The organism is Pseudomonas sp. NPDC088885, from assembly GCF_044750025.1.
GTDB classification, from domain to species: Bacteria; Pseudomonadota; Gammaproteobacteria; order Pseudomonadales; family Pseudomonadaceae; genus Aquipseudomonas; species Aquipseudomonas rustica.
Window position 1 is genome coordinate 240,629 of the sequence record NZ_JBIVJB010000002.1, and the last position, 22,013, is coordinate 262,641.

The following is a 22,013-nucleotide window of genomic DNA, read 5'->3' on the forward strand; positions in this document are numbered from 1 at the left end:
GCAAGCGATCAGAACCATCTGCCGCAACTGCGTTCTGGTACAGACGATCCGAGCCGTCGGCGGCGATCATCGTGTGGGCCGGGGTAGCGGCGAAAGCGTTAACTGCGAAGACCGAGAAAGCGATGCTGAGAAGAGTTTGGCGTTTCATGATGGTGTGCTCCGGGGTGTTGTTGGTTGGTATGGAGCTGATGTTACGCCGGGGATTTTTTATGAGAACTTCATTGACGTGATGGTGAACATCGACAGCAATGATGGTTGAAACGCACCCGTGTAGGAGCTGCCGAAGGCTGCGATCTTTTGATCTTGATTTGAAAGGGCAAGAGCAAAAGATCGCAGCCTTCGGCAGCCCCTACCGGGGATTTCAGAGGACTTTTACTGCGCGGCCAATCGCCTGAATCGGCCCGGTCGGTTTGCCGATAGGCGAGCCATTGGCGCCTTCCAGCGTCAACTCGAACAGCTGATTCGGCTGCAGCGGCGGCAGTTTATCCAGCGGTACCCGCAACGCCTCGCCCGGTTTGACCAAGCCCAGCGACACCGGGCCTTGCCAGCCATCGGCCTTGGTCCAGAACTCCAGCGCCTTGTCCGCCGGCACCTCGACCACACCCAGCGGAATCAACTGTATCTCCCGCGCATCGCTCGCCTGAATCACCCAGCCCGGCGCTTTGTCCTGCGGCGCCACCAGCACCACCAGATAACTCGGCTTCGGCGTGGTCTGGGTCAGCAACATCGCGCCCAGCACCAATGTCGCCGCCAACCCGGCAGCGCTCAACCCACGCCACAATGGCAACAGATTCCACCAGGACGATGCCGGCGCTGTCTGCGTCAGCCGATCCACACTGCGTTCGATCCGCCGCCACAGCTGCGCCGAAGGTTGCTGCGGCTCAGCAAGATCCGTCAGCTCCAGCAAACGCCGCTCCCAAGCATCCACAGCCGCGCGCAAATCCGCGTCATGCTGCAGGCGTTGTTGCACCTCGATGCGCTGCTCGGCCGACAGGGTGCCGAGCACATATTCGCCGGCCAGTTCATCTCGATCCTGCGCCGATTCAGTGGTCATCCCATGCACTCCCGCAGCGCAGTGAGGCTGCGTTTGATCCAGGCTTTGACGGTGCCCAGCGGCGTGTCGAGGCGCGCGGCAATCTGCGCGTGGCTGTAGCCGTCGACGTAGGCGTGAAGGATGCAGTGGCGGCGCTGCGGCTCCAGTTGCTCGAGGCAACGGTGAATGCGCGCCGAATGCGCGTGGGCGTCGAACGCATCCTCGTCGTGCGCAGGCATTTCATGCGCTTCGTTGAACGGCGTTTCCCGCGCCTGATTGCGCAACTGATTCAGCGCCAGATGGCGGGTCACGCTGAACATCCAGCCGCGCGCCGAACCGCGCGCCGGATCAAAACCCGCCGCACCGTTCCAGATTTTGATAAAGGCTTCATGGACGATGTCCTCCGCCAGCGCCGTATCACGCACCAGCCGCTTGGCCACACCGAGCAGACGCGGGCCTTCCTGCACATACAAATCGCGCAGGGCCGCACGCTCGCCCCGGGCACAGGCGGCGAGGCGGGCTTGGTAATCGAACTCGGATTCGGCTAAAGGCATGTCGTGCAATCTAGCTCACATTCCCCAAAACACCACAGAACCTTGTAGGAGCCGAGCTTGCTCGCGAAGGCGGTATGTCAGTTGACCCGTGCGTCACAGACCTACCGCTTTCGCGAGCAAGCTCGGCTCCCACAAAAGCATGGGATCAGTTGGCGGCCCAGAAGATGTAATCGGCCTGATACTTCACCACTTCCTGCTTGCCCTTGTTCGCCGCCGTGCATTCACTGCCCGGCGCCACGCCGCCCTTGAGCGCAACCCGCTGGATATAACTCACACCACTCATCGCGCCTTTACCTTCAGCCGGATTGGCCTTGACCAGTTGATAAGGCAGGTTCCCCGGTGTCGAAGGCGCCACGGCCAGTTGCGTGCCGGTGACTTTTGAACCGTCCTTGGCCTGCCACGTAGCCGGCGGGCCGAAATAAGTGCCGACCTGCTTGCCGCTACGATCATTGAGCACCGCTTTCGGGCCAACGAACGTCCACTCGGTCTGCCCGGCGGCGTTGGGTTTGTCGCGGCATTCATAAGTGATCTCGCCAACCCCGGTGGTTTCCATGGCGATCTTGTGGCCGTCCGGGACTTTGATCGCATCGGGATAACTGCTTTGGGCGAAGGTCGTCGAAGTGACGGCGAGCAAACCGGTGAAGCCAATCAGTTGGGTGATGTTCATCAGGTGTTCTCCGAAAAGGGTAAACCGCTGACAGCCGAGGAGGGCTGTTACAGGGACTACCCGTGGCGGAGCGGTTTGGATGCAGTGCCTGAAAAATAAAATTCAAACACCCTCAAGCCCCACTGGGCAGGGAGGTAGACCCAAAGGCTGCAAATGCACTACAACTGAAGTGGGCGGATAACCAATCGAAAGGGGGGAGCTATGTATCAACTCTACGGACATCGAAATTCCGGCGCAGCCGCCATCGAAGCGGCACTGGAGCTGTGCCAGATCGCCTATCGCTTCATCGATATCGAAGCCAGCAGCGAGGCCGCCGAGGCGCTGGCCAAACTCAATCCGCTGAAACAGATCCCGACCCTGCAATTGCCCGACGGCAGTGCGCTGACCGAAAGCGCGGCGATTCTGATTCACCTCGGGCTGACCTTTCCCAAGTCCGGTTTGCTGCCAGTCGAGGCCGCCGAGCGCGACCAGGCGATTCGCGGCATGGTTTATATCGTCAGCAATTGTTACGCAGCAATTGGCGTGATCGACTACCCCGAACGCTGGCTATTGATGCCCGACGAAGCGTCGCGACAGAACCTGATGGCCGGCGCCCGTGAGCGATTGCACTGGAGTTGGGAAGTGTTCGCCGACCAGTTCTCCGCCGAGCTGTACCTGGACGACGAAACGCCGGGGGCGCTGGATGTGCTGGCGGCGGTGGTAACCCGTTGGGCGGGGAGCCGCGAGCATTTGCGCCAGACGCGGCCGGGGTTTTACGCGTGGCTGCAACGCATTGACCGGCACCCGGTACTGGCCCCGGTGTTTGCCCGGCATTGGCCTGCTTGAACCTGGCGCAAAACCAAAATGTGGGAGCGGGCTTGCTCGCGAATGCGGTGGGTCAGTCGACAGATAAATTGACTGACCCACCGCATTCGCGAGCAAGCCCGCTCCCACAGGGGATTTTTGGCAACTGGCCGAAAGTGGATTACTCCCCGCGAATGTACTGCTCCAGCTGTTTGATCAGCTCAGCCTGCTCGGCAATGGCTTCCTTGACCAGGTCACCAATCGACAGCAGCCCGATCAACTTGCCATCCTGCACCACCGGCAAATGGCGCAGACGCTTGTCGGACATGATGCCCAGGCACGTGTCGACGGTCTGGTGCGTATCGACGGTGATTACCGGCGAGACCATGATGTCGCGCACCGGCGTACCCACCGACGAACGGCCATGCAGCACCAGCTTACGGGCGTAATCGCGCTCACTGATGATGCCCAGCACTTCATCGTTCTCCACCACCAGCAAGGCGCCGACGTTTTTTTCGGCCATCTTCATCAGCGCTTCGAGCACCATGTGATCAGGTTTGATCTGGTGCACTTCCTGATTTTTCTGATCTTTGAGCTTGAGCAGTTGGGCGACGGTCTTCATGGCGGTTACTCAGGTGTTGTCGTTGTTATCCAAGCATCGTAGACGCAAGCGCGCAGGGCAAGGTGGCAAAGCGGCAGATAACACGCAAAAAACGTCATTTGGAGGTTTTTTCCACATCAGGCGGCTCCAGCAACGGTGAATGGCTTGAAACAGAACCTGCAAATGAACCTTGGGAGGTTTCGATAGACTTGGGCAACTCACTGTATTTCATGGATGAAAAGCCGTAGATGTCGAAACTCCATTTGAGCAACAAAAATATCCTGCCCGCGCTGCCGGACTCGCTGAATGACAATGCCGCGTTCAGTTTCATGGCGGGGAAGGTTCCAGACTGGTTATTGAACACCACAGCGCAGCAACGAGACGCACTAAGTCGGTCGATCGGGCCCGACATGCCATGGTTTCACCTCGCCTCGGTTACCCAACGCAAAGAAATGCAACGCGTCCTGGAAGCGAGCTGGCTTGCCCGGCAGGCAGTGGACAGGATCTTCGAGCGGTTGACGCCGGTCGAGGTGTTCGCAGGATCATTGCTGACGGCCGCGCTGAAAGACCGCTACGACATCACCGTGGATGTCCATTCGACCTGTTTGAGGCTGTACCGCTCAACCGGCATGACAGGTGGGTTTGAAGTACGAACCCTATCGTTGATCGAAGGCTGTTTGCATAACTTCGAACTGCAGGAAACCCGCCCCGGCTATTACGACAAATCGAGCGACTTCATTACCCGGCCCACGGCCTCAGGACAGTTCGACATCGTGCCGATCAAGTCCGTAATCTCTGTGGAGGCTTTTGCAACGTTGTGCCGGGAACTGGATATCGGCGCTGCGTACCAGACATATCTCGACAATTTTTTCGACTTGGCCAACCCCGTTGCCAGAGCCTGGCTGGAACAAAAGATCCAGGCCAATGAAAAGAGCGCCATGCGCGTGTCCAGTGATCTCGCGTTGATGAAACACGACATTGATCAAGACACCCATTGCCTGTTGTTGAGGCTGGTCGCTGCAGAGCGTCCGCTGATCTGGAAAAGGAAAACCGTCCTCTGCCATACGTTAACGATGTTGGGTGTCGAATTGACGGGGATCGTGTTGTTCTGCGGCGACCTCGAGCGAAGTTCGGCGGTTGTCCCGTTGATTGCCTACGTCCCGCATGATCCCGATCACCCGCTAAAACAATATGCGTCTTCGGCGCAATTCGTCGCCGAGCTGACCCGGCAGCTGCGCGCACCTGAGTACCAGCAATTCTTTAGTCGATTCGTGCCGCATCAACATCGAGGGCAGTTCTTTTTCCAGCTCAACAACCGCCTTTCAAAGCTGCAATGGCATGCGCCGGTGCCTTTTCAGCAGTTGCCGGCCTGGCGACCCGAGCCCGTTGCCAATCCTGATCTGCGGATAGGTTATGCACGAGTCAACGGGGATTTCTGGAACAACCAGTTCCAGCGGCAGTTGAACGCCTTGTTCGCTGATGCCCGAACCCGTGCGGTTCCCACCGGCGATGAAGACGCCAAGTCACGTTGGGCACGTTTGGACAGCTTCCTCAAAGTCGCATTGACAGTGCTGGAAGTGGGGGCATTTGTCGCCGCTCCCTTTGTACCTGGTCTTGGTGAATTGATGCTGGCGTACACAGCCTATCAAATGTTGGACGGGACGTTCGAAGGGATTATCGAGTGGTCTCACGGCAAGCTTGTTGACGCGTTTGACCATTTGGTTGGCGTAGTGGAAAGCCTGATCCAGCTGGGCGCGTTGGTCGCGGGTGGTCAACTGGTTGGGGCCTTGCTGCCGTCCAAGGCTTCTCCCTTGATTGAGCGGATGAAAGTCGTCGAGATGGCGGATGGCCGTTCGTTGTTATGGGATTCGGATCTGCAACGCTATTCACAGTCGTTGAGGCTGGATGACTCGGCCCGGCCGAATGCCGCAGGCATTTATCGTCACGCCGACCAGGACGTATTGCCGTTGGAGGGCAGGCATTTTGTCGTTCGCACCGAGCCCGGATCGGATGACTATCGCATCCAGCACCCCCAGCGCAGCGATGCCTATGCTCCGCGTTTGAGCCACAACGGTGTCGGCGCGTGGGTGCATGAAGCCGAACGGCCTCAGGCCTGGCAGGGCAGGCAGCTGATGCACCGTCTCGGCCATCGGGTCGACAGCTTCAGCGAACAGTCCCTGGAACAGATTCGCGTCGTCAGCGGCGTGGAAGAAGATGCACTGCGCAAACTGCATGTTGAACATGAACAGCCGCCGGCCATGCTGGCGGCAACCATCAAGCGTTTTGCGGCTGATCAGACCATTGACACGTTCATTGCACGGCTCGGCAGTGATGACTTGCAAGTCAATGGCATGGCCGACGTGCAGATGCAGCTCGAATTGCTGACGGGGCATCAAAAATGGCCAAAAAACCTTGCGCTGCGATGGCTCGATGAACAAGGCGATATGCTTTGGCAATCGTCTTCACAGCCGGAAATAAAGTACATCGATTTGACGCGCGGCCAGGGAATCGAATCCGATCTGTTCGCCACGTTGCTGTCGCGACTGTGCGAGGAGGACATCAAGGCGCTGCTCGATGAGGAATTTGGTCTTGGCATCGTCGCACTCAACGTCCGTGCGGCCCGGCTGCGCAGCATGATTGTCGACTGGGCCAAGGCGCAACGACCGGCGTTGGTGGACGCTCGCGCCGCACTGCAAGAGATACCCTCTGGCGGGATTTCAGTGGAAAGCCAATTGCTTCGCAACGAGTTTGCGCGACTACCGGGCGACCTCTTGGATGAGTTGCTGGTGGATGTCCTGCCAGCGGAAAAGCAATTGGCTCGCGAACAGGGGCGATTGTCTTTGCGCTTGAAAGAGGCAGCCCGTGAAGCGATGCGCGAGTGGCGCACTGCCCGCGCCTGGGAAGGGTTGTACTTGCCGCAAAATGCCAACATCGACACCTATCGATTGGCGTTGCACAACCTTGAGAAGTTACCAGGCTGGTTGCCTGAGATACGCCTGGAAATTCGCAATCAATCGTTCGATGGGCCGCTGATCGATAGTGTCGGCCCACAGTCGACGCCCCTGCGCAAAGTGTTGGTGCGCAGCGTGCAGAACACCTTCCAGCCCTATGACGCGCAGGGCTCCCACTTGCAGAGCACCGGCGATTTCTACAAAGCAGTTTTGCAGGCGTTGCCGGATGCCGAACGTCGTAGTCTGAGCCTTGAAATGGGTGACGGTCAGCAATTGCATAGCCTGCTGCAGCAGAACTCAATTACCCGTGCAGAGTTGCGTGATTTGCTGGATGACACCCCGGCGCGAATCGCTATCGGAAAACCCATGACTCAAGGCTACGCTCCGGTCAATGAGCCGTTGCTCGGTACGGGAGGTGAAATGAGTCTGGAGGACAGGTTCAAAAGCCTGTATCCGCAGGCCACTTCGGACACCTTTAGCGAATTTGTGCGCAGGTCCGGTAGGCCCCAGGACGCTTCACGTCTGATCCAGACGCGTGAACTCGCGTTCAAAAAACTGCAGAAAACCCTCGACGATTGGGTGGCGATCGAGCGCGGGGAGTTGCTGCCGATGGATCAGCGCTTTCACAAACGGCGCTTCGCCAAGGCGCTCAAGCATTGCTGGCAGGCTGCCGAGGCGCCGGGGACTGACGGGTATACGCTGGATCTGGATTTTCACTGGACCAGTGATTTTCTTGAGTACCTGCCGAAGCTGGACGTAGAGTTCCCTCACGTCAGCGCGCTGCAGTTTCGCCATGTGGAGCTTCGCAACGATATCAGCCGGTTCCTTGGCTACTTTCCTGAATTGAGGACTCTGGATCTAAGCGAAAACGCACTGACCTCATTGCCACGACTGGAGGGCAATCTGCGAGCCTTGGAAACGCTGGATCTGGGCAAAAATCAACTGACGCTGACCGCCGAAAACGTGGTCGAACTCAACCGCATGAGCCGCTTGCAGACATTGCGACTGGGCGGTAATCCGGCGTTGACGCAAGTGCCGGATATCAGTGCGATGGTCGAACTTCAAGTATTGGATCTGCATGACACCGGCATCACCGAGTGGCCGGCCGGCCTGTTCACGCTGCCGCGTCCACGGGCCTTTGATCTGGATCTGCAAGGTAATGCAATCGAACAGGTTCCTCAGGTGGCGGCCGGTTCGGAGCAGGCACGGTTGATTGCGCGAACCCGTCTGAGCCGTGATCGTCTGTCCGATGCAGGCCGCGAGCAATTTCAGACATACATGCGTTCGGTGGGTTACGACCCCGCTCGCAGCTATCCGCCCAAGGGTGAGCAGACCAGTGTGCATTGGCTGGAAGGTGTCACGGAGGAGGCACGTCAAAGCAAGCAAATACAGTGGGATGAGCTGGAACGCGAGCCCGATTCCCAAGGCTTTTTCGAGGTGCTGGAGAAAGTCGCCGAGTCTGCGGATTACGTGGAGGACGTCAGTCGACCGGGGCTAACCGAACGGGTGTGGCGGATGCTGGATGCCGCGACGCAAAACACGCCATTGCGCGAAGAGCTGTTTCGCATGGCCAGCAATCCTGAGTCCTGCGCGGACGCCGGTGCGCAGATTTTCAATGAAATGGGGATCAAGGTTCTGGTTCACGAAGCCTGGATGGCGGGCAGTCCCGAGCAGGTCGAGGCCAGTCTGGTGCGATTGGCGAAGGGTAAGGCGCGTCTGGATCAAGTCAATGAAATCGCCCGCGCCAACATTCAGGCCCGCCTGGAGGCCGGTGAAACGTTTATTGCACTCGATGAGGACGGTGAACTCACGGGCAGCATTGATGAAGTGGAAGTCTATCTGGCATTTCAGACGGGGCTGGCTGACCGGCTCGAGTTGCCTTGGCAGTCGCGGGGCATGTTGTTCCGCAGCATCGCTGACGTCAGTGAGGCGCAGATCGACGAGGCTTACCAAAAGGTGTTGTCGCTTGAGGCGGGTGATGGGTTGATCGATCGGATGATCGAACAGAAATTCTGGCGCAAGTATCTGAAGGGCAGGCATGCGCAGGCGTTTGAGCAGAATGCGAGACATTACAACGCAAAAGCTGAGGCGCTGCTTGATCGGCATTTGGCAGGCAGTGTTTCACAAAGAGAGTATGAGCAAGAACTGGTCGGGTTAGTCGAACAGCGCAAAGCGTTGTTGAAAACATTAACCAGAGACGTATTGGTGAAGGGATGATGCCTGTATAGAAAAAACGGCCTGTTGTTTGAAACAGGCCGTTTTTTTCTGCAAATAATCTTCGCTAGATGGACAGGTTCTTACGTTGGGTGGCCCAGGTTTCGTGAGTCTGTGGTGTGGCCCCCGATAATACGTCGAAAGGAACGATAGCGTTTTCGTAAGTGGCAACCAACTGTCCCGCGCAGTTGTAGCACGCTTCAAATGCCTCCGCATGGTCAGCGTCCTGCAGTCGCTGTGTCACTATCGAGATATCTGCCGGATTGGTCGAACCGGTCAGCTTCTGTTGGATATACAGTGCGGCATTCGCTGCCTGTATTTCCGCGTGAGCGCCCGGAAGACCACGACTCACAGGTATCAGCATACCGCTGGCTTTGATATGAAGCTCGATGCGCTCCAGCATTTGCTCGTGGATGGCAGGGACCTCATATTGCATTCCGCTGAGGGACTGATGCTCAGTCGATTCCCCTCTGTAGACCTTCACCGCGAGATCTTTATCGGCCAACCGTTCTATATAACGCTCTTTCATAGTGTCCTTGAATCGATTGATGTCGGTGACTTTGTAGACTCCAAGTGAAGCGAGTTCGTCAGGGTCCAGATTATTGTCAACCTCTCTGGACTTATGGATGCCATGTTTCTCTGTTGTGAGGATTTCTTTTTTTTTCAATGGAATATTAAAAAAATCAGTGACAATAATGTCCTGCTCGGCGCCAGTGTTTGAAATCTGGGCTCCCGCATGGGCCACGGCTTTGTCTCCCCTGAATTTTTTTGTGAATCTCGCATCTGGGTTTTGAGCTATAAATTTCGCTATCTTGGCCTGGGAACCTGATGGTTGTTTTCCACCTTCAATGATCATGCTGGTCGTCCGACTACTGACTTTTTCGTTCAAACCCCTAGTCAAGCCAAGTTCATCAACAAAACTCACCGGATTATTCCCAACCATCGCATACAGGTTCCACCCATCCACGGCTCCCGCCGGATCGGCGCTGATCCAGCGCTGCAACCACGGTGCGTAGTAGCGTCGTCCGTAATAGTAAAGTCCGGTGTCATCCAGTTCCTTGCCTGAATAACGAATAGTCTTGTAGCTGACTTCCAGTTCCGAGCCGGCCGCCAGTGAGGCCGTGCCGCCGAATGGGTAATAGTGTTCGTGACTGATCAGGTGGGCGTTCCGGTCGAGCTCGATCAGGCTGGAGTTCTGACTGTCTTCAAGGCAGAAACGTAGCTGGTCGTTGACGATCTCGCCGGGACGGCCACTGAGCCAATGCAGGCAGCGGATATTGCCCACTATGTTCGGCAACGAGATGACATGCAGCTCTTCGCCCGTATCGCGGGTGCGTATCTCCAACCCCGGCAGGTAACGCACTTGCTGAAAGTGGGTCGTCGTGGATCCCTGCGTCTCGTGATGCTTGTAAACGCGGGCGCCACCGCTGTAGCGATAGTTTTCCTGATCGGGCAGCCCGGATTCGCGCTCGATCAAGGTAACCGAGGCCAATTCATCCAGAATGTTCCACTGCAACCCCTGGCCGGGTTGCAAGGCCTGCTGATTGCCGTGTGTGTCGAACTGTTTGGAAAAGTCCGGCGTTGGATCACCTTCGTTCCACCGAACGCCGCGGTTGCTGTTCGGGTCGATGAACATGCGCCGGGTATAGCCGCCCACTGCGCGGGCGTGCACCAGTTTGATCAGGTTGCCGCCAGTGTCGTACTCGTAGGTCTGGGTGTAATTGAGGCGGTTGTTCGGGTCGCTCGGTAGCGGGCGGCCAGGCATATCGGTCGGCGGTGAGGTGTCATGGCCGGTGGCGCTGGTCAAGCGGTAGAGTGAGTCGTAGCTGAAGTCGCGCTTGCCATCGATGAGTTGGTTGGCAAAGAACACTGGGTTGAAGGTGTGATCCACCATGCTCAGGACGTTCCCGACGTTGTCGTAGGCGTACTGCAGATTTTGCCGCAGCGGCTGGCCAGGTACGCCGGCCTTGATGCTATTCAAGCGACTGTTGGCAGGGTCGTAGATCCAGTTGCAGACCACACCATTCCCCAGCGTCTGTTCGATCTTCTGGCCTTCGGCGTTGTAGCGGGCTTGCTTGAGGATGTCTTTTTCAGCGCTGTCACCGTTGATCTTCAACGTCACCTGCTGGAGTTGTCCGGCAACGTCATAGCGCGAGAGTTGCTGATGCCGGGCGGCATCGGTCTGACTCAGCGCGTTGCCGTTTGCCCCGTAGCGCCATTGTGTGGTGTAGCTGGCGCCATCGAACAGCGTGCGGGTTTCTTCAAAGGGCAGTGCACTAAGGCTGAACGAGGTGTAATCCAAAGAGCCCGAGGCATCGAGTTTGTGCAGTAACTGGCCACGCAGGTTGTGTCCGGCATCTGCATCGCCCAAGCCGTAGGTCAGGGCTTCGAGGTCTGCCCCGTCGTTTATCTGGACACGCTTTAAACGCAAACGCTCGTCGTAATGGAGGCTCCAGCGATTACCGCGGGCATCCCATCGCTTGACGAACTCTCCAGCCAAACCCTGCAAACTCAGCCGCCAACCAGAATCAACGCTGTCGCTCAGGAGTGTTTGTCCGGCCAGCCCATGAATAGTCATCAGGTTGGGTTTGGGCGCAGCCCCGAACAGCCGAGGATCCCAATGTTCTACCGGTCTGCCGGCGACGTCGTGACGTTGTCGGGTAATCAGCGGCTGAGCGAGCGCCCCGGCCACACTGCGCAAATAGGCGACCTGGCGAACGGGCAGGCCTCGGCCATCAATTACGCTGACCGAGGGGGTTCGCCGGTGTATGGAGAGATCCATTTCTCATATCCTTCGACGCAATGCATCGCTTGGGGGCCGATACGAGCCTAACAAGCCCGGTCGAGTGTGTAACCTGTCAACTCTGACAGGTGTCATGTGATCGTCGATAACTCTTTAGCCAGACAGCCGACTAGCCGAATGCCGCGTAGAATGCCCATCTGATTCAGTTTCGAGGTTGCAGTGGTGGATTTACCGCAGGGCTTCGTCCTGACCCGGCATTGGCGTGATACGCCGGCCGGCACCGAAGTCGAGTTCTGGCTGGCGACCGACGCCGGGCCGCAGCGTGTGCGCCTGCCGCATCAGCCGTCGGTGGCGTTTATCCCTGCCGAGCAGCGCGCCGCCGCCGAGCGTTTGTTGCACGACGAGAAGAACGTCGAACTGCGTCCGTTGGCGCTGCAGGATTTCCAGCATCGCCCGGTGCTTGGCCTCTATTGTCAGCAACACGGCCAGTTGATGCGCCTGGAAACCGCGCTCAACCGCAGCGGTGTCGACGTCTATGAAGCCGATGTGCGTCCGCCGGAGCGTTACCTGATGGAGCGTTTCATCACCGCCCCGGTGTTTTTCAGCGGTACGACGGACGCCGACGGCGTGCTGCTCAACGCCCAGCTCAAACCAGCGCCGAGTTACCGGCCGAAGCTGCGGCTGGTCTCGCTGGACATCGAAACCACCGAGACCGGGGATCTGTATTCCATCGCCCTCGAGGGCTGCGGCCAGCGTCAGGTGTACATGCTCGGTACGCCGAACGGCGACGCCAGCATCGTCGACTTTGACCTCGAATACTGCGACTCGCGCACCGTCATTCTGAAGAAACTCAACGACTGGTTTGCGCTGCATGACCCCGACGCGATCATCGGCTGGAACGTCGTGCAGTTCGATCTGCGCATCCTCCACGAACACGCGCGACGCCTCGGTGTGCCGCTGAAAATCGGCCGTGGCGGTGAAGAGATGCAGTGGCGTGAACACGGCAGCCGCAATCACTACTTCGCCTCGGCGGCGGGGCGGCTGATCATCGATGGCATCGAGTCGCTGCGTTCGGCGACCTGGAGCTTCCCCTCGTTCAGCCTGGAAAACGTCGCCCAGACCCTGCTCGGCGAAGGCAAGGCCATCGACAACCCGTACCAGCGCATGGACGAAATCAACCGCATGTTCGCCGAGGACAAACCGGCGTTGGCCAAGTACAACCTCAAGGACTGCGAACTGGTCACGCGAATCTTCGCCAAGACCGAACTGCTGACCTTCCTGCTCGAACGCGCCAGCGTCACCGGGTTGCCGGTGGATCGCAGCGGCGGCTCGGTCGCCGCGTTCACGCATTTGTATATGCCGTTGATGCACCGACAGGGTTTCGTCGCGCCGAACCTCGGCACCAATCCACCACAGGCCAGCCCGGGCGGTTTTGTCATGGATTCGCAACCGGGCCTGTACGAGTCGGTATTGGTGCTCGATTACAAGAGTCTGTACCCGTCGATCATCCGCACTTTTCTGATCGATCCGGTGGGCCTGATCGAAGGCTTGCAACACCCGGACGACGCTGACTCTGTACCGGGTTTCCGCGGCGCGCGCTTCTCACGCACGCGCCATTGCCTGCCGTCGATCGTCTCGCGCGTTGCCGAGGGGCGCGAGACCGCCAAACGCGAGCACAACGCCCCGCTGTCGCAAGCGCTGAAAATCATCATGAACGCCTTTTACGGCGTGCTCGGTTCCAGCGGTTGCCGGTTTTTCGATACGCGGCTGGCCTCGTCGATCACCCTGCGCGGTCACGAAATCATGCTGCGCACGCGCAAGTTGATCGAAGAGCAGGGCCACGCGGTGATCTATGGTGACACCGATTCCACCTTCGTCTGGCTGCGTCGCCAGCATGCTCAGGAAGAGGCGGCGAAGATCGGCCAGGCGCTGGTCCAGCACGTCAATGACTGGTGGCGCGAGCATGTGCGCGATGAGTACGGGCTGGAAAGCGCCCTCGAATTGCAATTCGAAATTCACTACAAGCGCTTTCTGATGCCGACCATCCGTGGCGCGGAGGAGGGCAGCAAGAAGCGCTACGCCGGCCTCGTCACCCGCGCCGACGGCAGTGATGAAATGGTCTACAAAGGCCTGGAAACCGTGCGCACCGACTGGTCGCTGCTGGCCCGGCAATTTCAGCAAGAACTGTACGAGCGGATTTTCCAGCGCAAGCCGTATCAGGATTACGTGCGCGACTACGTGCGCAAAACCCTCGCCGGTGAATTCGATGATCGGCTGATCTACCGCAAACGCCTGCGCCGCACCCTCGATGATTACGAACGCAACGTGCCGCCTCACGTGCGCGCGGCGCGGTTGGCCGACGATTACAACACGCAGCACGGTCGGCCACGGCAATATCAGAACGGCGGCTGGATCAGTTACGTCATCACCTTGGCCGGCCCCGAGCCGCTGGAAGTGCGCCGCGCGGCCATCGATTACGACCACTACATCACCCGGCAGCTGCAACCGGTGGCGGACGCGATTCTGCCGTTTGTCGACGACGATTTCTCAACCCTGATCGGTGGGCAACTGGGCCTGTTTTGAGTCGAGCAGTTGCAGCGTCCATTCATCGAGAATGCCGTGGAAGTAGCGCTCCAGCGCCTGCGCGAACAGGCTGTCGTCGGCGCTGAACTGAGCGAACAGCGTCATCGAAGAATGAAATTTCAGGTCATCGGGATGACCGAAAATCTCCGCGATTGAACGCTGGCGCACGTTGAGCACCAACTGCGTGCAGGTGCGCAAGCGGGCGCCGAGCAGTTCATGGTCGAGGTAGGCCTGCGCTTCTTCGGCCGAACCGATGGCGTAGCGTCGGGACATTTCACTGCCGCCCAAACCGGCGAACTGCGGGAAGACGAACCACATCCAGTGGCTGCGTTTGCGGCCGTCTTCGAGTTCGCGCTGCACCCGCTCGAACACCGAGTCCTGGGCCAGCACAAAACGTTGCAGGTTGAACGGGTCGTTCTGATCCGTGCTTCTCATCGCGAAGCCCTCGCCAGTCGGCGGCTCAGACCATGGCCAGCCGCTGCTTGCGTTGTGGCGCTTGAAACACCTGATCCAGCGCCGCCAGATCCCCGGCCTCCAGTTGCAGCTGCGCCGCTTGTGCATTGAGTTGCACGTGTTCGGGTCGCACAGCCTTGGGAATCGCAATGACACCATCCTGACGCAGAATCCACGCCAGCGAAACCTGCGCGGGGGTAACGCCGTGACGAGCGGCAATCTGTTTCAGCACCGGTTCCGCCAGCATCGCGCCGCCCTGGCCGATCGGGCAGTAAGCCATCAGCGGCATCCGCTGGTGCTGGCACCACGGCAGCAGATCGAATTCAATGCCGCGCTCTTCAAGGTTGTAGAGCACTTGATTGGTGGCGCAGGCGGAACTGGAGAGTTCTTCGAGGTCATCGACGTCGAAATTGGAGACGCCCCAACGGCCGATCTTGCCTTCTTCGCGCAGACGTTCGAAGGCTTCGACGGTTTCTTCCAGCGGATACTGGCCGCGCCAGTGCAGCAGATAGAGGTCGATGTAATCAGTGTCGAGACGGCGCAGACTACGCTCGCAGGCTTGCGGGATGCCTTTGCGGCTGGCGTTGTGCGGGTAGACCTTGCTCACCAGAAACACTTGATCGCGCAGACCGGCAATCGCTTCGCCGACCACCGATTCGGCACCGCCCTCGGCGTACATTTCGGCGCTGTCGATCAGGGTCATGCCCAGCTCGATCCCCGTGCGCAACGCCGCCACTTCACGCTTGTGCGCCGAACGGTCTTCGCCCATGCGCCATGTGCCCTGACCAATGACTGGAACCTGCACACCGGCCAATTCGAGGGTACGCATTCAAACCTCCTATCTGAAAGAGTCGATACCTTTAAGTGGGCAGCAGGATAGCCCAGGGGTTCCGAAAGCTTCCAGATCAGGAGTCTTTATGAAGTGGCTGAAATACATTGTGGCGAGGGGATTTATCCCCGCTGGGTTGCGCAGCAGCCCCAAAACCATCCAACGCGGAGTATCAGGTAAACCCGGTTGTCTGGTTTTGGGCCCGCTGCGCAGGCCAACGGGGATAAATCCCCTCGCCACAGGGGACTCAACTCATCACAGATGTTGTGTTGGCAGTTATTTCGAGGAGAACTTCAACACCACGCTGTGGTTGTAAGTCTGCCCCGGATCCAGTCGCGTGCTCGGGAAGTTCGGCTGATTAGGCGAGTCCGGATAGTGCTGCGTTTCCAACGTAAACGCGCCCCAGTGCGGATACACCTTGCCGCCCTTACCCTTGACCGTGCCATCCAGGAAGTTGCTGGTATAAAACTGCACACCCGGCTCGGTAGTGAACAACTGCAAATGCCGCCCCGACTGTGGATCGCGGACTTCGGTGGCGACTTTGCTCACATCGCCCTTGGCATCCAGCGCCCAGTTGAAATCGAAGCCACCCTGTTTCGGCTCAGCAAATTTCAGTTGCTCATGATCCGCCTTGATGTGCGTGCCAATCGCCGTCGGTTTGGTGAAATCCATCGGCGTACCGGCGACGGGCGCGAGTTCACCGGTCGGGATCAGTTTGGCCGTCACCGGCGTGTAATGGCTGGCGTAGAGGGTCGCGACCTGCTTGAGAATGTCGCCATTACCGGCGCCGGCGAGGTTGAAGTAACTGTGGTTGGTCAGGTTGAGCACCGTCGGTTTATCGGTGTTGGCCTTGTAGTCGATGCGCAGCTCGTTGTTGTCGGTGAGGCGATAGGTGACCTCGGTGGTGAGGTTGCCGGGAAAGCCCATTTCGCCGTCCGCCGACAGATACGTCAGGGTCACGCCGACCGAATCCTTGCCCTTGGTTTCCTGTGCTTTCCAGACTTTCTTGTCGAAACCCAAGGTGCCGCCGTGCAGCGCGTTGCTCTTGTCGTTCTGCGGCACTTGATAGCGCTTGCCGTCGAGTTCGAACGCGCCTTCGGCGAGGCGATTGCCGAAACGGCCGATGGTCGCGCCAAAGTACGCGGTGCCTTTCTGATAACCCTGCACATCGTCGAAGCCGAGCACGACGTCGTCGAACTTGCCGTGTTTGTCCGCCACCAAGAGCGATTGCAGGGTCGCGCCGTAAGTGATGACGGTGGCTTGCATGCCGTGGCTGTTGCGCAGGATGTATTGCTCGACGGGCGTGCCGTCATTGGTTTTGCCGAAGGCTTTGTGCTCGGCGCTGAGGCCGGCGGCATTGGCGGAAAGGGTGGCGATCATCAGGGACAGTCCGAGGCCGGAGAGCAGGTGTCGGGATTGAAGCATGGTTGACCTTCCTTTTTGTTGTTGTTTTCAAAAGTGGCACTACCCCCTGTAGGAGCTGCCGAAGGCTGCGATCTTTTGCTTTTAAGAAGATCAAAAGATCGTCCGAACGCGGCCCGAGCCTTCGGCAGCTCCTACAGGTGTTCAATAGTCATGCTATTTGTGGTTTTGCAGAATATTTATAGTGGATTAATCGTTTATTGCAAAAGTAAAAGTCAGACTAGTGTGTGCGGCAATCAGCGCCGAAGGTCGGATCAACGCTCGCACACTGCACTTTTTCGAATTTCCCGGCTCTATCCATGGCCAGGATGCGGTGACCCCCGCCGCACAGGAATGTGCCTGTTCGAGACTACATGCCGAGAGTTTTTCAGCTGATTGCCGACCTTTTTCACCGACCGTGCCTGCCGCTCGCCTGTCTGTCATTGCTGTTGTTCAGCGGTTGCAGCCATCAGGACGGCAACGGGTTTTTCGCGCAGATGCGTGACGGCCAGCCGCAGGAGTTCATGCAGACCAGCGTCGACCGTATGGCCACGCTGGCAATGCGCGACAACCTCAACAGCCTCTACCGCCTGATGGGCAAGCTGTACCTGCGCAATCCAGAAGAACTGAAAAAATCGGGTTTCCTCAGTATTAGCGTGGCGGTGAAACAGGTGCGTCTCGCTGTTGAACAGCAGCAGCCATTACCGGTGCTCGGCGGAAGAAAGGATCTCGCAGCGCTGAGCTACGCGATGAGCCCGGAGTTTCGCGGTGACCGCGTCGGCGCGTTCATCTATGCGATCGGCAGCATGCTGGTGACCGCCCACGGCAATCGCACCGAGTTCTACATGACCGATGCGATCAACCCGACCTTCGTCCACAACGCCGCGCGCAACATCGAAAAAGCCACGTGGATTCTGTCGCAACGGCAGAACAAGGACGGCCAGCCATTGCTGTTCTCCAATGAGATTTCCGAGGAGGGCAGCAACCTCAGCTTTGCCACCGAGTTCGGCAAAATCGTCGCGCGGCTGGATCTGATCACGCAGATGCTTGATGAGCGCTACCGGCGGATCGGCCTGAATTACGCGCAGAGCCTTCTATTCCTGAATTTCCTCCCAGTGCAGTGAGTTCCACGAAACCTGTGGCGTGCAGAGATCCAATGTGGGAGCGAGCCTGCTCGCGAAAGCGGTGGTTCTGTCAACACTTCCACGCCTGAGAGACCGCATTCGCGAGCAGGCTCGCTCCCACATTGATCAAACGGTGTGCCTGGTTTTTGTATACAATCCGTCACCGCTATTGATCGAAAGGGAGCTGCACCCGTCATGACCGACCCCGCAAGCGCCGATTTCACTCGCGTTGACCGCGCCGTCCGCTCGGACAAATTGCCTTATGCCGCGTTGCTGGCGTTCGCCATGACCGGTTTCATCGCCATCCTCACCGAAACCCTGCCAGCCGGCCTGCTGCCGCAAATCGGCGCCGGGCTGAATGTCAGCGAGGTGCTCGCCGGGCAACTGGTGACGCTGTACGCGCTGGGCTCGATTGTCGCGGCGATTCCGCTGACCGTCGCCACGCGCGGCTGGCCTCGGCGGCGGGTGCTGTTGATGACCGTCGGCGGTTTTCTGGTGTTTAACACCGTCACCACGTTTTCCAGCCATTACGGCCTGACCCTCGCGTCGCGGTTTCTCGCCGGGATGGCGGCGGGGCTGTCGTGGGGGATCATGGCCGGCTATGCGCGCGGCATCGTGCCGGTGCATCAACAGGGCCGCGCGCTGGCGATTGCCATGCTCGGCACGCCGGTGGCGCTGTCATTAGGCACGCCGGCGGGAACATGGCTGGGTAATCTGATCGGCTGGCGTGCCTCGTTTGGCATCATGTCGGCGCTGGCATTGGTGCTGGCCGCGTGGATTGTGATCGCGGTGCCGGATCGTCCGGGGCAAACCAGCGAAGAACGCCTGCCGTTGCTTGAGTCCCTGCGTCTACCGGGTGTGCGGCCAGTGCTGTTCGTGGTGCTGACGTGGATGCTCGGGCACAACATTCTCTACACCTACATCGCGCCGTTTCTGATGCAGGCCGGGCTGGCCGAACGGGTTGATCTGGTGTTGCTGGTGTTTGGCCTGTGCTCGCTGGTGGGCATCTGGATCATCGGCATGCTGGTCGATCGCTGGCTGCGTTGGCTGACGTTGATCAGCCTTGCGGTGTTTGCCGTGACCGCGCTGGTGTTGGCGCTGCTGGCGCCGTCACCGTGGCTGATTTACACGTGCATGGCGGTGTGGGGCTTGTCCTTTGGCGGCTCGGCGACGTTGCTGCTGACCGCCGCGGCGGACTCGGCGGGCGATCACGTCGACGTGGTGCAGGCGATGCTGACCACGTCGTGGAACGTGGCGATTGCCGGCGGCGGCTTGTTTGGTGGCTTGCTGCTGGATCGAGCGGGGGCGATGTCGTTTCCGTGGGCGCTGCTGATTCTCTCGCTGATTGCGCTCGCCACCGTTTGGATCAACAGCAACCACAGCTTCAAACCGGGCCGCCGCCAGCACTGACAACGCAGTCTCTCTGTAGGAGCTGCCGCAGGCTGCGATCTTTTGATGTGCGGTATTGAAAAACAAGATCAAAAGATCGCAGCCTGCGGCAGCTCCTACAGGGGGAATGGTGGGTTGCGGTATAACGATAGACCGCATTGATATATGTGGTTATAAGAAAAATCGCTATGCTGCGGGCCAGATTTTTCCTGTCGTTTTTGTGGACGGTTTAATGGAATTGGCAAATTTCGGCCTGGTGATTGCCGGGCTGGTGGTGGGGTTTATCGTCGGCATGACCGGTGTCGGCGGCGGTTCGTTGATGACGCCGATCCTGCTGTGGTTCGGCATCAACCCGGCAACGGCGGTGGGCACTGACCTGTTGTACGCCGCCATTACCAAATCCAGCGGCGTGCTGGTGCACAAAAAGAACAAGAACATTGACTGGGCCATCACCGGCTGGCTGACCCTCGGCAGCGTGCCGGCGGTGGCGATGACCTTGTGGTTCCTCAGCACCCTGCACACCGCGCCGGATGCGATGAACGCCATCATCAAACAAGCCCTGGGCTTTGTGTTGTTCGCCACCGCGCTGGCGATCTTCTTCAAAAAACGCCTGCTCGCATTCGCCCACAAACGCGCCGGCGGCAACTACAACCCGAGCGGTTCGCGCCTGAACGTGTTGACCGTGATCACCGGTCTGATCCTCGGCACCATGGTCGCGCTGACCTCGATTGGCGCGGGTGCGCTCGGCACCGTGGCGCTGTTCATTCTTTACCCGCTGCTGCCAACCCGTCGTCTGGTCGGCACCGAAATCGCCCACGCCGTTCCGCTGACACTGGTTGCAGGTCTCGGTCACGCGAGCATGGGCAATATGGATTGGGGTGTGTTGGGCTTTCTGCTGATCGGCTCGTTGCCGGGCATCTGGCTCGGCAGCCACCTGACCGGACGCATTTCCGACGAAGTCCTGCGCCCGTGTCTGGCGACGATGCTGGTGTTGATCGGCTACAAGCTGGCGTTCTGATCAACCCGATTTTTCGAATGGAACAAAATTGTGGTGAAAGTCACTTACCTGTGGCGAGGGGATTTATCCCCGTTGGGCTGCGAAGCGGCCCCATTCGGTCTCCCGCATTTTTGCTGATACACCGCATGTGCTGGTTTTACGACTGCTTCGCAGCCGAACGGGGATAAATCCCCTCGCCACAGAAACCCCGCTAACCACAAGTTTTTGTGCTGCTGAATATCCCTTTGTAGGAGCTGCCGAAGGCTGCGATCTTTTGATCTTGATCCTAAAAAAAAGATCAAAAGATCGCAGCCTTCGGCAGCTCCTACAGGTTTTTATGACGGGTTTTGAATGGTGTATTTCATCACCGTCACCGGCAATTCCTCGTACACCATTTCCTCAATCACCTCCCATCCCAACCGTGCATACAGCGATTGCGCGGCATCGGTGTACAGATACAACTCCTTCACCCCCAGCGCCGCCGCTTCTGCAACCACACGGTTAACCAGTTGCGAAGCAACCCCGCGTCCGCGTTCTTCAGCTTTCACATAAACCCCGGCCAGCCAGGGCGTCAGGTTCGGGCGCAGTTTAAGATCGTTTTCAATCAGCAGTGCGCCGCCGAGCAAGCGCGAACCTTCGAGTGCCACCACAACGCTGGGGATCGCGCCTTTGCCGCAAGCTGCACGCATGCGTTGTGTACGCGCCTCCAAGGTATCTTCGGGGCGATATTTACCCCATTCCTCGAAGTTGAGCGTGGCCAGTTCTTCAATCAATTCGGGGTGATCGCACAGGTAATCAATGTGCATGCGGGTGAACTCCATTTCGGTGGTTGATCCATCACCCTAATGCGGTCATAAAAGGTAATCAAATCTGCCTTGCGATCGTGTCTGCGATGTTGCGCAATGTCGGCCCTGACCTAAGCTTCTGACAAGGCGACACCTATTTGCCAGATAGCCCCGGAACAATCGCCACGATGCGCAATCATTAGAGCGTGGATATTAAAAGGAGATGCGCATGCTCATCAGGTCACTGACCCTGACACTCTTGCTGGCGATTGCCGGCCCTCTGTTCGCCGCTGACAACGATTCGCCGATTGCCGGCGACATGGGCCGCGCCCGACCGCTGATCGTGATCGCACAAAGCACCGTTGACCCCGTGTGGGTCGGCCTGAAAAAGTCGCTGGAAGATCCCGCCAACAAAAAAGGCGTCGCCGATCGCAATATCAAGGTTTACACCATCCTCAACATGTCCGGCCAACTCGACGGCAAAGACCTCGGCCAGCAGGACACCATGGCGCTGCTGCGCTCGCTGAAGCTGGGTGCCGGCGCGTATCCGAAAGTGTTCCTGGTGGGCAAGGACGGCGAGACCAAACTGTCGGCGTCGGGGGATGAAGCGAAAGCGGTGGATTTGAAGAAAATCTTCGACACCATTGATGCCTTGCCGGCGACCGAGAAAGACATCGCGCCACCGTCCGTTGCAACCACACCGGCAGCCGCAGAACCGGCCGCAAAGGGCGCAAAAGGCACCAAAGCAAGCAAACCTGCAAAACCCACCAAACCACCGGAAATGCCGGATGACTAACTGAAGTCAACGCAAATCTCCCTGTAGGAGTGAGCCTGCTCGCGATAGCGGCATGTCAGTTGATACATGTGTTGACTGATACACCGCTATCGCGAGCAGGCTCACTCCTA

At 58.6% G+C, this 22,013-nt stretch carries 16 protein-coding genes and 1 pseudogene; 8 read left to right on the plus strand and 9 right to left on the minus strand.

Features of this window, described 5'->3' with window-relative positions; translation table 11 throughout:
* Positions 1–259, plus strand: a pseudogene (locus tag ACIP1X_RS03445) (hypothetical protein); the annotation flags it as partial.
* A 102-nt stretch (positions 260–361) separates the two neighbouring features.
* Here ACIP1X_RS03445 and ACIP1X_RS03450 read toward each other — a convergent pair.
* The 3 genes from ACIP1X_RS03450 to ACIP1X_RS03460 all read right to left on the minus strand — a co-directional run bounded on the left by ACIP1X_RS03450 (position 362) and on the right by ACIP1X_RS03460 (position 2,254).
* Positions 362–1,054: an anti-sigma factor domain-containing protein gene (locus ACIP1X_RS03450; RefSeq protein ID WP_400749385.1), complete on the minus strand. Its 693-nt coding sequence runs from the start codon at positions 1,052–1,054 to the stop codon at positions 362–364.
* Positions 1,051–1,587 carry a sigma-70 family RNA polymerase sigma factor gene (locus ACIP1X_RS03455; RefSeq protein ID WP_053121868.1) on the minus strand — a complete coding sequence of 179 codons (537 nt, stop codon included), beginning with the start codon at positions 1,585–1,587 and terminating at the stop codon, positions 1,051–1,053. Before ACIP1X_RS03455 ends, ACIP1X_RS03450 begins: the two co-directional genes overlap by 4 nt.
* Positions 1,588–1,732: 145 nt before the next feature.
* Complete coding sequence (locus tag ACIP1X_RS03460; RefSeq protein WP_053121866.1) at positions 1,733–2,254, minus strand: DUF3455 domain-containing protein; 522 nt, start codon at positions 2,252–2,254, stop codon at positions 1,733–1,735.
* Between the two features lie 201 nt (positions 2,255–2,455).
* Between ACIP1X_RS03460 and ACIP1X_RS03465 the strand changes: the two genes are divergently transcribed.
* Positions 2,456–3,079 carry a glutathione S-transferase N-terminal domain-containing protein gene (locus ACIP1X_RS03465; RefSeq protein WP_212545692.1) on the plus strand — a complete coding sequence of 208 codons (624 nt, stop codon included), beginning with the start codon at positions 2,456–2,458 and terminating at the stop codon, positions 3,077–3,079.
* 139 nt (positions 3,080–3,218) lie between these two features.
* On the opposite strand, the gene ACIP1X_RS03470 is transcribed toward ACIP1X_RS03465, so the two are convergent.
* Positions 3,219–3,659: a CBS domain-containing protein gene (locus ACIP1X_RS03470; protein ID WP_053121863.1), complete on the minus strand. Its 441-nt coding sequence runs from the start codon at positions 3,657–3,659 to the stop codon at positions 3,219–3,221.
* A 227-nt stretch (positions 3,660–3,886) separates the two neighbouring features.
* Here ACIP1X_RS03470 and ACIP1X_RS03475 point away from each other — a divergent pair, with 227 nt between their 5' ends.
* Positions 3,887–8,806 carry an NEL-type E3 ubiquitin ligase domain-containing protein gene (locus tag ACIP1X_RS03475; protein WP_400749388.1) on the plus strand — a complete coding sequence of 1,640 codons (4,920 nt, stop codon included), beginning with the start codon at positions 3,887–3,889 and terminating at the stop codon, positions 8,804–8,806.
* 64 nt (positions 8,807–8,870) lie between these two features.
* Here ACIP1X_RS03475 and ACIP1X_RS03480 read toward each other — a convergent pair whose 3' ends face one another.
* Positions 8,871–11,585, minus strand: coding sequence for an RHS repeat-associated core domain-containing protein (locus ACIP1X_RS03480; RefSeq protein WP_400749391.1), 2,715 nt, complete (start codon positions 11,583–11,585; stop codon positions 8,871–8,873).
* Between the two features lie 183 nt (positions 11,586–11,768).
* Here ACIP1X_RS03480 and ACIP1X_RS03485 point away from each other — a divergent pair, with 183 nt between their 5' ends.
* Positions 11,769–14,129, plus strand: a complete 2,361-nt coding sequence (locus ACIP1X_RS03485; protein WP_400749394.1) for a DNA polymerase II — start codon at positions 11,769–11,771, stop codon at positions 14,127–14,129.
* On the opposite strand, the gene ACIP1X_RS03490 is transcribed toward ACIP1X_RS03485, so the two are convergent.
* The 3 genes from ACIP1X_RS03490 to ACIP1X_RS03500 form a co-directional block, all read right to left on the minus strand.
* On the minus strand, positions 14,094–14,564 hold the full coding sequence (locus tag ACIP1X_RS03490; protein WP_053121859.1) for a DUF1810 domain-containing protein: 471 nt from the start codon (positions 14,562–14,564) through the stop codon (positions 14,094–14,096). The two genes, ACIP1X_RS03485 and ACIP1X_RS03490, sit on opposite strands and share 36 nt — an antisense overlap.
* A gap of 25 nt (positions 14,565–14,589) precedes the next feature.
* A complete protein-coding gene (locus tag ACIP1X_RS03495; protein ID WP_400749396.1) occupies positions 14,590–15,411 on the minus strand; it encodes an aldo/keto reductase in 822 nt (273 codons plus the stop codon).
* Positions 15,412–15,687: 276 nt separating this feature from the next.
* The gene (locus tag ACIP1X_RS03500; RefSeq protein ID WP_400749399.1) at positions 15,688–16,836 is read right to left on the minus strand and encodes an aldose epimerase family protein; all 1,149 of its coding nucleotides are present in this window, start codon (positions 16,834–16,836) and stop codon (positions 15,688–15,690) included.
* Positions 16,837–17,186: 350 nt separating this feature from the next.
* Here ACIP1X_RS03500 and ACIP1X_RS03505 point away from each other — a divergent pair, with 350 nt between their 5' ends.
* The 3 genes from ACIP1X_RS03505 to ACIP1X_RS03515 all read left to right on the plus strand — a co-directional run bounded on the left by ACIP1X_RS03505 (position 17,187) and on the right by ACIP1X_RS03515 (position 20,343).
* On the plus strand, positions 17,187–17,936 hold the full coding sequence (locus ACIP1X_RS03505) for a hypothetical protein (RefSeq protein WP_400749401.1): 750 nt from the start codon (positions 17,187–17,189) through the stop codon (positions 17,934–17,936).
* A 195-nt stretch (positions 17,937–18,131) separates the two neighbouring features.
* Positions 18,132–19,346: an MFS transporter gene (locus tag ACIP1X_RS03510; protein WP_053121850.1), complete on the plus strand. Its 1,215-nt coding sequence runs from the start codon at positions 18,132–18,134 to the stop codon at positions 19,344–19,346.
* Between the two features lie 211 nt (positions 19,347–19,557).
* A complete protein-coding gene (locus ACIP1X_RS03515; protein ID WP_053121848.1) occupies positions 19,558–20,343 on the plus strand; it encodes a sulfite exporter TauE/SafE family protein in 786 nt (261 codons plus the stop codon).
* A gap of 314 nt (positions 20,344–20,657) precedes the next feature.
* Here the strand turns inward: ACIP1X_RS03515 and ACIP1X_RS03520 are convergent, their stop codons facing one another.
* The gene (locus tag ACIP1X_RS03520) at positions 20,658–21,128 is read right to left on the minus strand and encodes a GNAT family N-acetyltransferase (RefSeq protein WP_159815637.1); all 471 of its coding nucleotides are present in this window, start codon (positions 21,126–21,128) and stop codon (positions 20,658–20,660) included.
* Positions 21,129–21,336: 208 nt separating this feature from the next.
* On the opposite strand from ACIP1X_RS03520, the gene ACIP1X_RS03525 reads away from it, so the two are divergent.
* Positions 21,337–21,903, plus strand: a complete 567-nt coding sequence (locus ACIP1X_RS03525; protein ID WP_400749404.1) for a DUF4174 domain-containing protein — start codon at positions 21,337–21,339, stop codon at positions 21,901–21,903.
* Positions 21,904–22,013 lie beyond the last annotated feature (110 nt).

Bases quoted from the DNA above. Each gene is read 5' to 3' on its own strand.
- ACIP1X_RS03450 (WP_400749385.1), bottom strand. From the start codon at position 1,054: ATGACCACTGAATCGGCGCAGGATCGAGATGAACTGGCCGGCGAATAT.
- ACIP1X_RS03455 (WP_053121868.1), bottom strand. From the start codon at position 1,587: ATGCCTTTAGCCGAATCCGAGTTCGATTACCAAGCCCGCCTCGCCGCC.
- ACIP1X_RS03460 (WP_053121866.1), bottom strand. From the start codon at position 2,254: ATGAACATCACCCAACTGATTGGCTTCACCGGTTTGCTCGCCGTCACT.
- ACIP1X_RS03465 (WP_212545692.1), top strand. From the start codon at position 2,456: ATGTATCAACTCTACGGACATCGAAATTCCGGCGCAGCCGCCATCGAA.
- ACIP1X_RS03470 (WP_053121863.1), bottom strand. From the start codon at position 3,659: ATGAAGACCGTCGCCCAACTGCTCAAGCTCAAAGATCAGAAAAATCAG.
- ACIP1X_RS03475 (WP_400749388.1), top strand. From the start codon at position 3,887: ATGTCGAAACTCCATTTGAGCAACAAAAATATCCTGCCCGCGCTGCCG.
- ACIP1X_RS03480 (WP_400749391.1), bottom strand. From the start codon at position 11,585: ATGGATCTCTCCATACACCGGCGAACCCCCTCGGTCAGCGTAATTGAT.
- ACIP1X_RS03490 (WP_053121859.1), bottom strand. From the start codon at position 14,564: ATGAGAAGCACGGATCAGAACGACCCGTTCAACCTGCAACGTTTTGTG.
- ACIP1X_RS03495 (WP_400749396.1), bottom strand. From the start codon at position 15,411: ATGCGTACCCTCGAATTGGCCGGTGTGCAGGTTCCAGTCATTGGTCAG.
- ACIP1X_RS03500 (WP_400749399.1), bottom strand. From the start codon at position 16,836: ATGCTTCAATCCCGACACCTGCTCTCCGGCCTCGGACTGTCCCTGATG.
- ACIP1X_RS03505 (WP_400749401.1), top strand. From the start codon at position 17,187: ATGCCGAGAGTTTTTCAGCTGATTGCCGACCTTTTTCACCGACCGTGC.
- ACIP1X_RS03510 (WP_053121850.1), top strand. From the start codon at position 18,132: ATGACCGACCCCGCAAGCGCCGATTTCACTCGCGTTGACCGCGCCGTC.
- ACIP1X_RS03515 (WP_053121848.1), top strand. From the start codon at position 19,558: ATGGAATTGGCAAATTTCGGCCTGGTGATTGCCGGGCTGGTGGTGGGG.
- ACIP1X_RS03520 (WP_159815637.1), bottom strand. From the start codon at position 21,128: ATGCACATTGATTACCTGTGCGATCACCCCGAATTGATTGAAGAACTG.
- ACIP1X_RS03525 (WP_400749404.1), top strand. From the start codon at position 21,337: ATGCTCATCAGGTCACTGACCCTGACACTCTTGCTGGCGATTGCCGGC.